Raw genomic sequence first — 14,319 nt, 5'->3', positions numbered from 1 at the left:
TAGATTATTTACTCATTGATTTTTCTAAACGATACTTCCATTTAGCATACGCGTCCGCATATTCCTGGCGTTTAGCCATATTAGGCTCAATCACATCCAATTTGTCAAGCGTAGCAAATGCCTCATTATTATCTTTATAGATACCTGCGCCAATACCTGCACCTTTCGCAGCACCTACCGAACCATCCGTATCGTAAAGCTCAATGGTGGCTCCGGTCACTCCGGCCAACGTATCACGGAAGATAGAACTCAAGAACATATTGGCGTGTCCGGCATGAATCATCTTCACAGGAATCCCCATCTGCTCCATTATATCAATGCCATACTTGAAGGAGAACACAATCCCCTCTTGAGCTGCACGAATAATGTGATGTTTGCCATGTGCGTTGAAATCCAGTCCGCGAATACTACATCCGATTTCTTTATTGTTCAGCATACGCTCGGCGCCGTTGCCAAAAGGCAGAATACTGATTCCCGCGCTGCCGATAGGAGCTTTAGAAGCCAACACATTCATTTCATTATAAGATATTCCTTCGGGAGCTATATTTCGTTTTACCCATGAATTAAGAATACCTGTTCCGTTGATGCATAGCAACACTCCCAAACGTGTTTGGTCTATTGTATGATTGACATGAGCAAAGGTATTGACGCGCGATTGCGGATCATAATTTACTTCACCGTTCACTCCGTAAACCACTCCCGATGTTCCCGCCGTAGAAGCTATTTCCCCCGGATTGAATACATTTAAAGAAAGAGCGTTATTAGGTTGGTCACCGGCACGGTAAGTAATCGGTGTTCCTTCTTTCAAACCCAACTCCTTAGCTGCTATCGCATTGACACGTCCCTGCTCTGCAAAGGTCGGTTTAATATCTGCAATCAAAGAAGAGTCGAATCCGTAATAATCCATTAGGAAGTCGGCCACCCGGTTGTTCTTGAAATCCCAAAACATACCTTCCGAAAGTCCGGAAACGGTTGTGCAAATCTCTCCACTCAACTTCATGGCAATATAATCACCCGGCAGCATTATCTTGTAAATCTGTTCATAGATGGCAGGCTCGTTTTCTTTAATCCATGCCAATTTGGAAGCTGTAAAGTTTCCCGGCGAGTTCAACAAATGAGAAAGACATCTCTCCTCTCCGATCGTTTCAAACGCTTTCTGTCCGTATGGCACAGCACGGGAATCACACCAAATAATAGCAGGACGCAACACATGCTGATCCTTATCAACGCATACCAATCCATGCATCTGATACGAGATGCCGATAGCTTTAATTTCAGCAGCACTCACTCCAGATTCGGTCATAATAGCTTGTGTAGCCAACTTTAAATTTTCCCACCAACTCTCCGGGTCTTGTTCCGCCCATCCGGGATTTACCGCGATAATGTTCGCCTCTGTTTTCGGAAAGAATGCCGATGATACACATTTGCCTGTTTCTGCATTTACCAAACTCGCTTTTACAGACGAGCTACCTATGTCATAACCTAATAGAAACATAATTTTATTTACGATTAAACGATTTACTATTTACGATTTAACGCTCAATGCCCGACAATTAATACTATAACATTCAACGCCTAATACTTAATATTAATACCTAATACTTGAATAAAGTCTTACCGTCTTACTTTATTATATATCTTCTTGTCAAATTTATAATAACGTGCAGCCCGGTGAGCCACGCCTTGTTGCTTTTCTTCCAAAGGAACTACATATTCCATCATGGCTATTTTTTTATGGAAGTTACGTACATCCACAGCTTTGTCATATACCAACTCAAAAAGAATTCTCAATTGTGCAGCTGTAAATTTACGCGGAAGCAGTTCGAACAACATGGAAGGATTAAATTCTACGAACTGACGAATATAAGTCATTGCTTCCTTAATAATCAGATTATGGTCAAAAGCTAATGTTTTCACATCTTTCAAAGCAATCCAACAAGCCTGGTGTTCATCCAAGTTCTTGTCCAATGTACGGTCTATCTTGACCATAGACAGATAAGCTATAGTCACAATACGCTCTACCCTCGATTGCATAGCCCGTTCCAACCAGCGCACATCTTTGGGATTACTGGTTCTGTTTTTAGAGCCGAATGCCTTAAACTGCATCAGATTTACATTTTTAAGTCCTGTCAATTCGTACAAGACACGTTGTGCAGCTTCGTCCAGATCTTCATCCATATATATAAGACTTCCGGGAAGTTTCATATCGTGATATACTTCACCATTATCTTCACCCGCACGTTTCACAAGCAACACTTTCAGTTGTTCTCCGTCAAAACCAATCACAACACAATCCACTGATATATGATTGTTGGCCAAAGGGATATTTTTCTGTATATTATGCATATATATTTCTTTAAGACGATGCAAATATAGAAGAGAAATGCAGTCCTAACAAAAATAATAGATATGCTATAAAACATTGTTTTTCATATATATACATATCATATATCATACAATATGTACAGTTGGCGTTATCTTACAATTTACAATATGTATTTTAGTTATCTACGAGAGGAGTAATTGTATAAAGTACGAAAACTATATTCGCACTTTATTATCAGCACTTTTCGCATTTATACCGATAGATTAAAACACCGGTACTTATTGTATTTTAAACGATATATCCTTTTGTACCTTATCGTTTTTTATCCTATCTTTGCAACCTAAATATTAAAAAAACTAAAATGAAACATCATCCTGTCATTTTATCCATTGCCGGTTCCGATTGTTCGGGAGGTGCAGGTATTCAAGCGGATATAAAAGCAATCTCAGCATTAGGAGGATATGCGGCTTCGGCCATTACCGCAATTACCGTGCAGAATACATTAGGAGTGCACACTGTACAGGCTATGTCTCCCGAAATCGTTCGCGGACAAATAGAAGCTGTTATGGAGGATCTCCAACCTGTTGCGCTAAAAATAGGTATGATAAATGACATTCAGATCGTCCGTGTCATTTCTGACTGTATCCGAAAATATACTCCGAAATATATCGTTTACGATCCTGTGATGGTATCCACCAGTGGACGAAAACTAATGACGGACGAGGCCATAGAAGAAATAAAGAAAGAACTGTTACCACTTGTCACTTTAGCTACTCCAAATCTTGACGAAACAGCCGTACTTATCGGTAACCCCATCCATAACATTCAGGAAATGCAGGAAGCCGCCAAACTACTGACGGAACATTATCATATCAGTATATTAGTAAAAGGCGGACATCTGGAAGGTGATCTAATATCCGACTTCCTATATACCTCCGAATCTGCTTCCTATATATATAAGGAGAAAAAAATAGAAAGTAATAATCTGCACGGAACAGGATGTACCCTCTCTTCCGCAATTGCCACTTATCTGGCAAAGGGATATTCCTTACACGAATCTATCCGCCATGCCAAAGCCTATATTACCCAAGCCATCCTTGCCGGAAAAGAGTTACACATCGGTCATGGCAACGGTCCGTTATGGCATTTTCCAGACTCCATTGCACAAATGTGTACAATTTGTGCGGTCGTATCATAAAATTCCGTAACTTTGCACCCGCAATTAAAAATCAATTAAATAATAAAAATATGAAAGCATTTGTATTTCCCGGTCAAGGCGCTCAATTCGTAGGAATGGGTAAGGACCTGTATGAAAACTCAGCTTTAGCAAAAGAATTGTTTGAAAAAGCAAATGATATCCTCGGATATCGCATTACAGATATCATGTTCAACGGTACAGACGAAGACCTCCGCCAGACAAAAGTTACTCAACCTGCCGTATTCCTCCACTCTGTCATATCCGCTCTGTGCATGGGCGATGACTTCAAACCGGAAATGACAGCAGGTCACTCACTTGGTGAATTCTCAGCTTTGGTAGCTGCTGGTGCTTTGACTTTCGAAGATGGACTTAAATTGGTTTATGCACGTGCAATGGCTATGCAAAAAGCCTGTGAAGCTACTCCGTCCACTATGGCCGCTATCATCGCACTGCCGGATGAAAAAGTAGAAGAAATCTGCGCATCTGTAAATGCAGAAGGCGAAGTCTGTGTACCTGCCAACTATAATTGTCCGGGACAAATCGTTATCTCCGGGTCTATTCCGGGCATCGAAAAGGCTTGTGAACTGATGAAAGCTGCCGGAGCCAAACGCGCTCTTCCATTGAAAGTAGGTGGTGCTTTTCATTCTCCGTTAATGGATCCTGCTAAAGTCGAATTGGAAGCTGCTATTAAAGCTACGGAAGTTCACACTCCTAAATGTCCGGTATACCAGAATGTAGACGCACTTCCCCACACTGATCCTGCAGAAATCAAAAAGAATCTGGTTGCACAGCTGACTGCTTCTGTACGCTGGACTCAATCAGTTAAAAATATGATAGCTGACGGTGCTACGGATTTCACTGAATGTGGACCGGGTGCAGTACTTCAAGGATTGATTAAGAAAATCGATAGTTCAGTGAGTGCTCACGGTATCGCATAAACAGAAACAATATAATAAGAAAGGCGTGTTGGTTATCACCAACACGCCTTTCTTTATTTTTCGGCTGTATATCCAGTCTTAGTTTCTTGGTAAAGCTTCTTTCACTACCATTGAACGACCTACATATTCTGCACCGTTCAATTGCTTGATAGCGTTGTTAGCTTCTGTATCATCCGGCATTTCGATAAACGCAAAGCCTTTTGATCTTCTAGTTTCACGGTCTGTGATTAACTTTACTGAAGCAACTGTTCCATACTCTTCCATTACATTTCTCAGGTCTGATTCCTTAACATTATAGCTAAGATTTCCAATGTACAAATTCATAAAAATACAAATATAAAAAATTAATAATTCAATAAGAAAGTTTTGGGAAGAGCTAAATTAGAGATGGATATGCTCAAATAAATGAGAAGATTCATGTAAAATAATCAAATCGCAATAAACCTCTTTATTGTTGTTGATGCAAAGAAAAGCATTATTTAGGGATATCGCACTATGTTAGTCCCTTTTTCTTCTCATAAAACATCTTTTTTATGAAAATAGGCCAATACTTAACGTTTAATATCCCTAAAAACAGCCTTATACCTTTATAATCTCACTATCCGCAATGAAAATACTTATGTACCAAATCTAACATTTCCTGTGGTTTTCCTTCCAAATCCGCACGTAATGTCTTGTCGCCATAACTGCGAAGCTTACGAATGATACCATCAATCATTGCCGGACTGAATACATTATATTGTTCAAAAATGGCTCTTTGTTGTTGCAGGCAATCGGCAGAAGCCTCACAGCTATCCGGCAGTTGCGCTAATGATTTCAGCTTATCTTCATTCTCTTTCTGATGGATATTCACATTTACATATGTCTTTTGGGCAATCTCCAATGCGTTTCCGATTTCAAACCCATGACGGCAGGCAACAGCCAAGCCTGCCAACAGTTGATATAGATCCGCCGATCCGTCCGGAGAACGCATTTCTACCGTCTGCTTTTGGCTAGTGTCGAAATGGCTTTCAGCTTCTAACGGGTTTGCCAATGTACACATATCTGTTTTTGCAGCCCACCCTAAAGGTACACGCACTAATACAGAACGGTTGCGATCTCCCCAACAAACATTGGTAGGTGCTTCCTGATGAGGAACAAGACGGAAATACGAAGTTGGATTGGTATTCCCGAAAGCAGTGATTGAAGGAGCAAGCAGCATCATTCCTGCAATTGCCTTGCGTGCCGTTTCCGACAAAACGCCATCTGCCAGCATTTGGTTCTTTCCGTCCTTCATTATACGCATATGGATATGTAACCCCGAACCGGCTTTTCCTGCCGTAATTTTAGGAGCGAATGTCACATTATATCCATACTTATATCCTAAATTGCGGATCACCCATTTGGCTATCATCAATTGGTCTGCCGCCTGTGATACGGGAACAGGCAAGAATTCTATTTCATTTTGTTCATAAATATAGCCATCCAAAGTAAAGTTACCCACTTCAGAATGTCCGTACTTTATTTGCCCGCCTGTCTGTGCGATATAAGACATACATTGGGTGCGGAACTCATTGAATTTCGCATAAGGACCTGATTCATGATAACCACGCTGATCGGTCGCTTGAAACATACCTGTATCCGGTGCTATTACATAATATTCAAGTTCGCCCATAGCTTGAAATTCCATTCCGGTGACTTCCGTAAAGGTCTTACTTGCTTTGTACAGGGTATGTTCCGGCGCACTTTCAAGCGGTTCTCCATCTTTATTAAAGAAAGAACAAAGCATGGACAAAGTCGGTATTTCTGCAAACGGATCAACAAATGCTGTGCAAAAACGAGGAATCACGTAAAGATCACTACTGCCCGCCTCTATAAAAGAGAAAAGACTGGAACCGTCTACCCGTTCTCCACAAGTGAGAATAGCTTCCAGATAAGCTTGATTATTAATAAGTAGATGTTCATAATTGGTTTATATCATAAGGTTTTGATACCTTTGCCTCATAAAATTCAAATATGCACTTATGGGCAAAATCAAATCAATCATATTAAAGGATTCCGAACGCTTGGCGTTGGAAACGGGTTTCCGACAGGGAGACAGCCATTGCTTTCGGATGCGCTGTCGTGCCGTACTGCTCAAATCGACTGGACTTTCCAGCAAGGCCATAGGTTTGCAGACGGAGATGTCACATGTATCTGTCAACTCTTGGGTAAAACGTTTCTTGTCGGAAGGCATCGACGGCTTGCAGACCCGTCCCGGCCGTGGGCGAAAACCTATCATGGACTGTACGGACGAGGAAGTTGTTCGCAAGGCCATAGAACAGGACAGGCAGAGCGTCAGCAAAGCTCGGGAAGCCTGGCAGAAGGCCACTGGCAAGGAAGCGAGCGACCTGACATTCAAGCGTTTTTTATCAGCCTTGGCGCAAGATATAAGCGAATAAGAAAACGCCCAAGGGGAGTCCCCTCGCCGCAACTCTATGCGTATAAGACCGAGAAGTTGCAAGAACTTGAACATCTGAACATAAACGGCAAGATAGACCTCTATTACGCCGATGAAAGCCATGTGTGCACCGAAGGCTATGTGCCTTACGGCTGGCAATTCCGTAACGAAGACGTGTATATCCCATCCCAAAAGGCACAAAGGGTCAACATCTTCGGCATGATAGACAGGAACAACCGCTATCATGGGTTCACCACGACTGAAAGTATTGACGCGGACAAGGTCGTTGAATACCTTGACACCTTTTCCTTGAACATAAAGAAAGATACGTTCATCGTGCTTGACAATGCGAGCGTACATCGAAACAAGAAAATAAAGGAATTGAGAGAACTGTGGGAGAAACGCGGACTTTTTCTCTTTTACCTTCCACCGTATTCCCCTCACCTGAATCTTGCAGAAACCTTGTGGAGAATAATGAAAACTAAATGGATCAGACCGCAGGATTATGCAAGTAGCGACAACCTCTTTTACACCGTCAATAGGGCATTGGCGGCTGTCGGGGATACCTTGGGTATTAAACTTAAACATAATGCTGCTTAATTTTAATTAGTTACTTAACAAAGTTCAGTGTTTTCAAACGACCGTCTCCCGCCGGATACATAAAATTGACCATGCGGATATCTTTTTCTCGAATAAATGAAATAATATCGGCTTTAGTAAATTCAGAAGTCGGCTTCTGAAAGAATGCCACCAATTGGTTTGCATTCATTGATAATTCTTGATTCATAATCGGTTGTTTTTCGTTGTTATATGATTAAAACGGTTTGCTGAATGCCAAAGATAAGGAAAAATTCACTAAATTCGTGCCGAACTAACGAAAAAGTAACTCATGGAGGTATTTACAAACAGCTGGAATAGTCGGAAATATCAGATTGGCTATGCTCTAAGCGGAGGATTTATTAAAGGATTTGCCCATTTGGGAGTAATGCAGGCTCTTTTGGAGCATGATGTCAAACCGGATATTATCTCCGGAGTAAGTGCCGGAGCACTCGCAGGAGTATTCTACGCGGATGGTAATGAACCTCATAAAGTTCTCGATTATTTCTCCGGACATAAATTTCAGGACTTAACAAAATTGGTTATTCCCAAGAAAGGGCTATTCGACCTTTGTGAGTTTATTGATTTTCTCCGAACAAACTTAAAGGCTAAGAATCTGGAGGATTTACAAATTCCTTTGATTATCACCGCAACCGATCTCGACCACGGACGTATGGTTCATTTCCATCGTGGCACCATAGCGGAGCGGGTAGCCGCTTCCTGCTGTATGCCTGTCATGTTCGCTCCTGTTAACATAGAAGGCACTAATTATGTAGATGGCGGGCTGATGATGAATCTTCCGGTTTCTACTCTTCGCAGGATTTGTGATAAAGTAGTGGCTGTCAATGTAAGTCCTATCATGGCACAAGATTATAAAATGAATATTGTAAGTATCGCTATGCGTTCATTCCATTTTATGTTCCGTGCAAATACTTTTCCCGAAAGAGAAAAATGCGATTTATTGATCGAGCCTTATAATTTATACGGATACAGCAATACGGAACTAGAAAAAGCAGAAGAAATCTTTGAACAAGGATATAGTACTGCCAACGAGGTACTCAACCAATTATTGGAAGAAAAAGGGAATATATGGAGATAATCCATATTTTTCCTCCAAATAACAATAAATATAAAAATCTACTCGATATGAATGACGAAAAGAAAATAATTATCTATCAAGTGTTCACACGCCTGTTTGGAAATAATAACAATCACTGTGTTTACAATGGGGATATCAGTGCCAACGGCTGCGGAAAAATGGCGGATTTCACACTGAAAGCACTAGGAGAAATAAAAAAACTAGGTAGCACACATATATGGTATACAGGCATTATCGAACATGCCACACAAACAGATTATCGCCGTTACAACATCGCGCCTGACCACCCTGCCGTTGTGAAAGGTAAGGCCGGATCACCCTATGCTATCAAAGATTATTATGATGTTGACCCCGACTTGGCAAATGATGTGCCGGGACGCATGAAAGAATTTGAGAATCTGGTGAACCGTACTCATCGTGCAGGGCTAAAAGTGATTATAGACTTTGTGCCCAACCACGTAGCCCGTCAATACCATTCGGATGCACAGCCCGACGGAACGACAGAGCTGGGAGTCAACGATGATTCAAGTTTGGCTTTCAGTCCGTACAACAATTTTTATTATATTCCTCAGGCTGAGCTTCGCGCTCAGTTTGACATGAAAAACGGCGCTGCAGAGCCTTACCATGAATTTCCGGCCAAAGCGACCGGAAATAATCGTTTTGACGCTACTCCTAATATCAATGACTGGTATGAGACAATTAAACTGAATTACGGGGTGGATTATCAAAACGGTGGTACCTGTCACTTCTCCCCGACTCCGGATACATGGATAAAGATGCTGGATATACTTCTTTTCTGGGCATCAAAAAATATTGATGGCTTCCGTTGCGATATGGCGGAAATGGTCCCCGTAGAGTTTTGGGAATGGGCTATTCCACAAGTGAAAGAAGCTTATCCCGAAATTATTTTTATCGCAGAAGTCTACAATCCGAATGAATACCGCAACTATCTGTTCCGTGGAAAATTTGATTATTTGTATGATAAAGTAGGATTATATGATACTTTAAGAAATGTAGCTTGCGGATATGAATCTGCTACCGCCATTACACATTGCTGGCAAAGTCTGAACGGGATTGAGAAAAGAATGCTTAATTTCCTTGAAAATCATGACGAACAACGCATCGCTTCTGATTTCTTTGCCGGTAATCCGCGTAAAGGCATCCCGGCACTCATTGTTTCCGCCTGTATGAATACAAATCCCATGATGATTTACTTTGGGCAGGAGTTTGGAGAAATGGGTATGGATAATGAAGGATTCAGCGGAAGAGACGGACGAACCACCATCTTTGACTACTGGAGTGTAGAGACTATCCGTCGTTGGCGCAACGGAGGTAAGTTTGATGGAAAAATGCTCACCGAAGATCATAAATACCTATATGATATCTATCAGAAGGTACTTACACTTTGTAATGAAGAACCGGCAATCACGCAAGGAGTATTCTTTGATTTGATGTATGCTAACATTAACGGATGGCGTTTCAATGAGCATAAGCAATATACTTTCATGAGAAAATATAAAAATGAACTGCTGTTTTTCGTTATCAATTTCGATAGTCAATTAGTAGACGTCGCAATCAATATTCCTTCACATGCTTTCGATTTCTTGCAAATTCCTCAAATGGAAAGCTATCAAGCGGTTGACCTGATGACGGGGGCTAAAGAAGAGATCTGTTTGTTACCATATAAACCAACAGAGATTGCAGTGGGAGCTTACAACGGAAAAATTCTAAAAATCACGTATTAGACTATACACTCTCATTTTATGCACATCATTCAAACAAATATTCAAAAAGGCTGTTTTAAGTAGACAATTAATAATCCTCTAAACTCAAAGCTTATGAAAAAATTTAATATTTGGACAGTCGCGTTACTTTTGATAATATCCGTATCCACTTTTGCCAATACTCCTCCCGGTAATATTCAGTCAACTTTCAAAAAGATGTATCCAAAGGCTAATGATATAGCTTGGTCACAAGATGATGGATATTATTGTGCCAATTTTGTAATGAACGGATTCACTAAAAACGTATGGTTTAATACTCAAGGGCAATGGACTATGACGCAGACTGACCTCGTCAGCCTCGACCGTTTATCGCCTGCCGTTTATAATACTTTCGTATCCGGTTCTTATGCAAGCTGGGTGGTAGATAATGTAACGATGGTCGAATTCCCAAAATGGCAAGCCATTATAGTGATTAAAGTAGGCCAGGATAATGTCGACATTAAATATCAGTTATTCTATACTCCACAGGGCGTTTTGTTGAAAACCCGCAACGTGAGTTATTTACATGATGTTCTCGGTCCAAGTACATTTTTTCTTAACTAAAAAGAGTGCATAGAGAAAAAAGCCCCCGCAGATGTAATGATTTGCAGGGGCTTCTATTTTGTGTGGAAAGAGTTATTTCTTCTTTCTAAGCACTACAGCAGTACGTGCAGGTATATAGAGTTTTAACCACTCTTTCTTTTCTTTTTTGTACAACGGATCAGCATTTGTAAAATGAACGATAGAATCATCGGTCAAGCCATTTCCTCCAAACGAGACATTATCCGTATTCAGTATAACTTCGTATGCACCCGGAGTCACCAAAAAACCATAATCGGTGAACGACTGTTTCGGATTAAAATTGAAGACGAATATCAAATCCTTACGACCATATGCCAATACCTGATCACCATCATTATGCCAGATTTCCTGAACAGGTGTTGCCTGGAAGTTTTTTACACTCTTGATTACTTTCAGCATTTCCGCATCAAAGTCTCCCATATAATGATAAGTAAGATCCTTATTATCTACCAAATTCCATTGGCGACGGGCATATTTGCAAGACCATCCATTACCTTCGCGCGGGAAGTCAATCCATTCTGGATGACCGAACTCATTGCCCATAAAGTTTAAATATCCTCCATTGATTGTAGAGGCTGTCAGCAGACGGATCATTTTGTGTAAGGCAATACCCCTATTGACTACATAATTTTCATCCCCTTTCTGCATATGCCAATACATATCAGCATCAATCAAACGGAAAATAATCGTCTTATCTCCCACCAATGCTTGGTCATGACTCTCCGCATACGATATAGTTTTCTCATCCTGGCGACGATTGGTGACTTCCCAGAACATACTGGAAGGTTTCCAGTCCTCATCAATCTTTTCTTTAATCGTCTTAATCCAGTAATCCGGAATATTCATAGCCATGCGATAATCAAATCCGTAACCACCGTCTTCTACTTTCGCAGCCAATCCCGGCATACCGGAAACTTCTTCTGCAATTGTGATAGCTTTCGGATTAACCTGGTGAATCACCTCATTAGCCAACGTCAGATAACAAATCGCATTATCATCTTGATGTCCGTTGAAATAATCTCCATAATTACAGAACGCCTCTCCCAAACCGTGACTATAATATAACATAGACGTTACCCCATCAAAACGGAATCCGTCAAACTTATACTCTTCCAGCCAGAACTTACAGTTAGACAATAGGAAATGAATCACTTCATTCTTACCATAATCAAAACAAAGAGAATCCCAAGCCGGATGTTCGCGACGCCCGCCCGGATAGAAATACTGGTTCGGATCACCAGCAAAATTGCCTAAACCTTCCACCTCATTCTTTACAGCATGAGAATGAACGATATCCATAATTACAGCAATTCCCATCTCATGTGCCGCATCAATCAAGGCTTTCAATTCGTCAGGAGTACCAAAACGGGAAGAAGCAGCAAAGAAACTAGATACATGATAACCGAAACTCCCATAGTATGGATGTTCTTGAATAGCCATGATCTGAATGCAATTGTACCCTTCCTTTGCGATACGCGGAAGTATCTTTTCACGAAATTCATTATAGCTTCCAACTTTCTCTTCCTGTTGTGCCATGCCAATATGGCATTCGTAAATCAACAAAGGATTAGTGGTAGGCTTAAATGCCTTCTTCTTAAATTTATAGGGCTTCTCCGGAGCCCACACTTGCGCACTGAATATTTTTGTCTGTTCATCCTGAACCACCCGTGTAGCCCAAGCTGGAATACGTTCACCTTGACCGCCATCCCAATATATATTCAGTTTGTACAAGTCTCCATGATGAATAGCATCTTCCGGAAGATTGATTTCCCAAATTCCATTCTTCAGTTTCTTCAACTTGTAAGCAGCTTTTTCTTCCCAATTATTGAATGTACCTACCATATAAATATGTGTAGCATTCGGCGCCCATTCACGAAAAGTCCATCCTTTGGCAGTACGATGCAATCCGAAGTAAAGATATCCCGATGCAAAGTCCGAAAGAGTTTGCTTTCCTTTATTGGTTAATTCGGCCTCCTTGTTCAGCACATATTGATGACGACCTGTGATTGCATCAGCAAAAGGCTCCAGCCATGGGTCATTTTTGATAAGATTAAGTGTCTTTTCCATATCAGAATTGAATTTAGATTATGCTTTTACTTTTACTATTACTTTCTTCACACCCTCCGGAGTAATGCCGGGGGCATGTCCGTCTTGAGGAAAGAAAATAGCAAACATTCCCGGCTTCACAGTGATATAAGTTTCAGCTAATCCTTCAAAAAAAGTAATATCTTTTTCTGCATTATAAGGCGCATCTGCCGGAATACAGTCTTTTGCAGCGGTATATCCCATGATTTCCGTTCCTGACAATGGAATCTGAATATCAATAAAATCACGATGTGTCTCCAACTTGGCTTCTTCCTTAGTTTTAGGCTTGGTTTGTGCTATATTTACCAACAAATCTTTTCCTTTCAACTCCGTCTTACCTATTTCCATAGCCTGAAGATCATGAGATTTTAAAAACTCAATAGCTTGTGCAAACAACGGATTCAAAGACGCATATTTCTCCAGATTTTCTAAAGTATCTACTACCATATCAAGTTCAATTTTAAAGTTTATATTTTAGGTATTATTCAAAATCATCAATAGTGTAATTAATAAAATCGGCAAACCGTTTGAATTGCCGGAACACTTTGTCTATCTGCTCCAACACATCAGATTGAGTAAAAAAACTATCAGAGACATTATAAGAACAGATGTATTCTTTGCACTTCAAATAGTCAATATACTTGAAATCTTTCGGAAAGCCTTTAGGAGCGGTTTTCAAGAAATCCTCCCCTATCACCGGAAAATATTTCTTAAATTCCGGGTCTTCTGCAATAGCAACAAATTCTTCAATATTATCATAAATAGATTGCCGGACAGCTTTTAAGACATTTGAAGGTAGACAGAGACTTCCTCCGGCAAGCATAGAACCATTCGGTTGCAAATGCACATAATATCCGCAATGATTTGATTTCTTGCCTTTCGCATTAATATATCCTCCAAAATGTATTTTATAGGGTGTTTTATCAGCAGAAAAGCGGGTATCCCGGTAAATACGATAAGTACAGTCTTTGGGTTGAATTCCCCGAATCGTTTCGTCAAACAGAGATATACGGGCAATCACTGTTGCCAGAAAGTTATCAAACTCAGCACGAGCCAATTCATATTCCGCCTTATGCTCATTAAACCACTCGCGATTATTATTCGCGGAAAGATCTTTTAAAAACTGAAAGATAACAGGTATGTTCATCTTTATCATTTTCTATTATTACCCTACAAACGTACAAATTTTATTTCATATAAACTACAAAAGGACACAAAAGGAGATAAAAAAAGCATCGGCTTAGTAAACCGATGCTCTAACACATTTATCAAAAAAACAGACTCTTCTGTCTCTGATGTACTTTAGCTTTCA

At 40.5% G+C, this 14,319-nt stretch carries 13 protein-coding genes and 2 pseudogenes; 7 read left to right on the top strand and 8 right to left on the bottom strand.

The features are described from left to right. Positions 1 to 4: 4 nt before the first annotated feature. Together ACNOGP_RS14515 and ACNOGP_RS14510 are read right to left on the bottom strand one after the other, a co-directional pair. The gene (locus ACNOGP_RS14515; protein ID WP_195534020.1) at positions 5 to 1,495 is read right to left on the bottom strand and encodes a xylulokinase; all 1,491 of its coding nucleotides are present in this window, start codon (positions 1,493 to 1,495) and stop codon (positions 5 to 7) included. 119 nt (positions 1,496 to 1,614) lie between these two features. Continuing rightward, positions 1,615 to 2,346 carry an NUDIX hydrolase gene (locus ACNOGP_RS14510; RefSeq protein WP_186967679.1) on the bottom strand — a complete coding sequence of 244 codons (732 nt, stop codon included), beginning with the start codon at positions 2,344 to 2,346 and terminating at the stop codon, positions 1,615 to 1,617. A gap of 341 nt (positions 2,347 to 2,687) precedes the next feature. Between ACNOGP_RS14510 and thiD the strand changes: the two genes are divergently transcribed. Beyond that, the gene (gene thiD / locus ACNOGP_RS14505) at positions 2,688 to 3,524 is read left to right on the top strand and encodes a bifunctional hydroxymethylpyrimidine kinase/phosphomethylpyrimidine kinase (protein ID WP_287668687.1); all 837 of its coding nucleotides are present in this window, start codon (positions 2,688 to 2,690) and stop codon (positions 3,522 to 3,524) included. A gap of 50 nt (positions 3,525 to 3,574) precedes the next feature. Then, positions 3,575 to 4,462: an ACP S-malonyltransferase gene (gene fabD, locus ACNOGP_RS14500; protein WP_143868661.1), complete on the top strand. Its 888-nt coding sequence runs from the start codon at positions 3,575 to 3,577 to the stop codon at positions 4,460 to 4,462. 78 nt (positions 4,463 to 4,540) lie between these two features. Here the strand turns inward: fabD and ACNOGP_RS14495 are convergent, their stop codons facing one another. Together ACNOGP_RS14495 and ACNOGP_RS14490 are read right to left on the bottom strand one after the other, a co-directional pair. Then, entirely contained in the window at positions 4,541 to 4,786 is a 246-nt protein-coding gene (locus tag ACNOGP_RS14495; RefSeq protein WP_007755457.1) for an RNA recognition motif domain-containing protein, read from the bottom strand. Between the two features lie 274 nt (positions 4,787 to 5,060). After that, a pseudogene (locus tag ACNOGP_RS14490) lies at positions 5,061 to 6,401 on the bottom strand (glutamine synthetase family protein); the annotation flags it as partial. A 64-nt stretch (positions 6,402 to 6,465) separates the two neighbouring features. On the opposite strand from ACNOGP_RS14490, the gene ACNOGP_RS14485 reads away from it, so the two are divergent. Further along, complete coding sequence (locus ACNOGP_RS14485) at positions 6,466 to 6,882, top strand: helix-turn-helix domain-containing protein (RefSeq protein ID WP_024988925.1); 417 nt, start codon at positions 6,466 to 6,468, stop codon at positions 6,880 to 6,882. Then, positions 6,798 to 7,481 (top strand): IS630 family transposase, encoded by a 684-nt coding sequence (locus tag ACNOGP_RS14480; protein WP_158533146.1) that lies wholly within the window; start codon positions 6,798 to 6,800, stop codon positions 7,479 to 7,481. Before ACNOGP_RS14485 ends, ACNOGP_RS14480 begins: the two co-directional genes overlap by 85 nt. 16 nt (positions 7,482 to 7,497) lie before the next feature. On the opposite strand, the pseudogene ACNOGP_RS14475 reads toward ACNOGP_RS14480, so the two are convergent. After that, positions 7,498 to 7,668: pseudogene (locus tag ACNOGP_RS14475) on the bottom strand (glutamine synthetase); the annotation flags it as partial. A 102-nt stretch (positions 7,669 to 7,770) separates the two neighbouring features. On the opposite strand from ACNOGP_RS14475, the gene ACNOGP_RS14470 reads away from it, so the two are divergent. From ACNOGP_RS14470 to ACNOGP_RS14460, 3 genes are all read left to right on the top strand, one after another. Continuing rightward, positions 7,771 to 8,577, top strand: a complete 807-nt coding sequence (locus tag ACNOGP_RS14470) for a patatin-like phospholipase family protein (RefSeq protein ID WP_007760629.1) — start codon at positions 7,771 to 7,773, stop codon at positions 8,575 to 8,577. Between the two features lie 47 nt (positions 8,578 to 8,624). Then, a complete protein-coding gene (locus ACNOGP_RS14465) occupies positions 8,625 to 10,322 on the top strand; it encodes an alpha-amylase family protein (protein WP_418213119.1) in 1,698 nt (565 codons plus the stop codon). Between the two features lie 93 nt (positions 10,323 to 10,415). After that, positions 10,416 to 10,904 (top strand): PepSY-like domain-containing protein, encoded by a 489-nt coding sequence (locus ACNOGP_RS14460; protein WP_418213118.1) that lies wholly within the window; start codon positions 10,416 to 10,418, stop codon positions 10,902 to 10,904. A 72-nt stretch (positions 10,905 to 10,976) separates the two neighbouring features. On the opposite strand, the gene ACNOGP_RS14455 is transcribed toward ACNOGP_RS14460, so the two are convergent. From ACNOGP_RS14455 to ACNOGP_RS14445, 3 genes are read right to left on the bottom strand one after another with little or no spacing between them, the layout of a single operon-like run. Next, entirely contained in the window at positions 10,977 to 12,989 is a 2,013-nt protein-coding gene (locus tag ACNOGP_RS14455) for an alpha amylase C-terminal domain-containing protein (protein ID WP_186967684.1), read from the bottom strand. Between the two features lie 18 nt (positions 12,990 to 13,007). After that, the gene (locus tag ACNOGP_RS14450) at positions 13,008 to 13,454 is read right to left on the bottom strand and encodes a YhcH/YjgK/YiaL family protein (protein WP_007760645.1); all 447 of its coding nucleotides are present in this window, start codon (positions 13,452 to 13,454) and stop codon (positions 13,008 to 13,010) included. Positions 13,455 to 13,488: 34 nt separating this feature from the next. Then, positions 13,489 to 14,163 carry a DUF2461 domain-containing protein gene (locus ACNOGP_RS14445; RefSeq protein ID WP_182505723.1) on the bottom strand — a complete coding sequence of 225 codons (675 nt, stop codon included), beginning with the start codon at positions 14,161 to 14,163 and terminating at the stop codon, positions 13,489 to 13,491. Positions 14,164 to 14,319: the final 156 nt, after the last annotated feature.

Origin of the sequence: Bacteroides difficilis (assembly GCF_048319815.1) — a bacterium.
GTDB lineage: Bacteria > Bacteroidota > Bacteroidia > Bacteroidales > Bacteroidaceae > Bacteroides > Bacteroides zhangwenhongii.
The sequence above is the reverse complement of the archived record's forward strand: the minus strand, read 5'-3'. Positions and strand labels throughout refer to the sequence as shown.

What these genes read in the sequence shown, in the direction of transcription:
- ACNOGP_RS14515 (WP_195534020.1), bottom strand. Translation starts at nt 1,495, where the DNA reads ATGTTTCTATTAGGTTATGACATAGGTAGCTCGTCTGTAAAAGCGAGT.
- ACNOGP_RS14510 (WP_186967679.1), bottom strand. Translation starts at nt 2,346, where the DNA reads ATGCATAATATACAGAAAAATATCCCTTTGGCCAACAATCATATATCA.
- thiD (WP_287668687.1), top strand. Translation starts at nt 2,688, where the DNA reads ATGAAACATCATCCTGTCATTTTATCCATTGCCGGTTCCGATTGTTCG.
- fabD (WP_143868661.1), top strand. Translation starts at nt 3,575, where the DNA reads ATGAAAGCATTTGTATTTCCCGGTCAAGGCGCTCAATTCGTAGGAATG.
- ACNOGP_RS14495 (WP_007755457.1), bottom strand. Translation starts at nt 4,786, where the DNA reads ATGAATTTGTACATTGGAAATCTTAGCTATAATGTTAAGGAATCAGAC.
- ACNOGP_RS14485 (WP_024988925.1), top strand. Translation starts at nt 6,466, where the DNA reads ATGGGCAAAATCAAATCAATCATATTAAAGGATTCCGAACGCTTGGCG.
- ACNOGP_RS14470 (WP_007760629.1), top strand. Translation starts at nt 7,771, where the DNA reads ATGGAGGTATTTACAAACAGCTGGAATAGTCGGAAATATCAGATTGGC.
- ACNOGP_RS14465 (WP_418213119.1), top strand. Translation starts at nt 8,625, where the DNA reads ATGAATGACGAAAAGAAAATAATTATCTATCAAGTGTTCACACGCCTG.
- ACNOGP_RS14460 (WP_418213118.1), top strand. Translation starts at nt 10,416, where the DNA reads ATGAAAAAATTTAATATTTGGACAGTCGCGTTACTTTTGATAATATCC.
- ACNOGP_RS14455 (WP_186967684.1), bottom strand. Translation starts at nt 12,989, where the DNA reads ATGGAAAAGACACTTAATCTTATCAAAAATGACCCATGGCTGGAGCCT.
- ACNOGP_RS14450 (WP_007760645.1), bottom strand. Translation starts at nt 13,454, where the DNA reads ATGGTAGTAGATACTTTAGAAAATCTGGAGAAATATGCGTCTTTGAAT.
- ACNOGP_RS14445 (WP_182505723.1), bottom strand. Translation starts at nt 14,163, where the DNA reads ATGATAAAGATGAACATACCTGTTATCTTTCAGTTTTTAAAAGATCTT.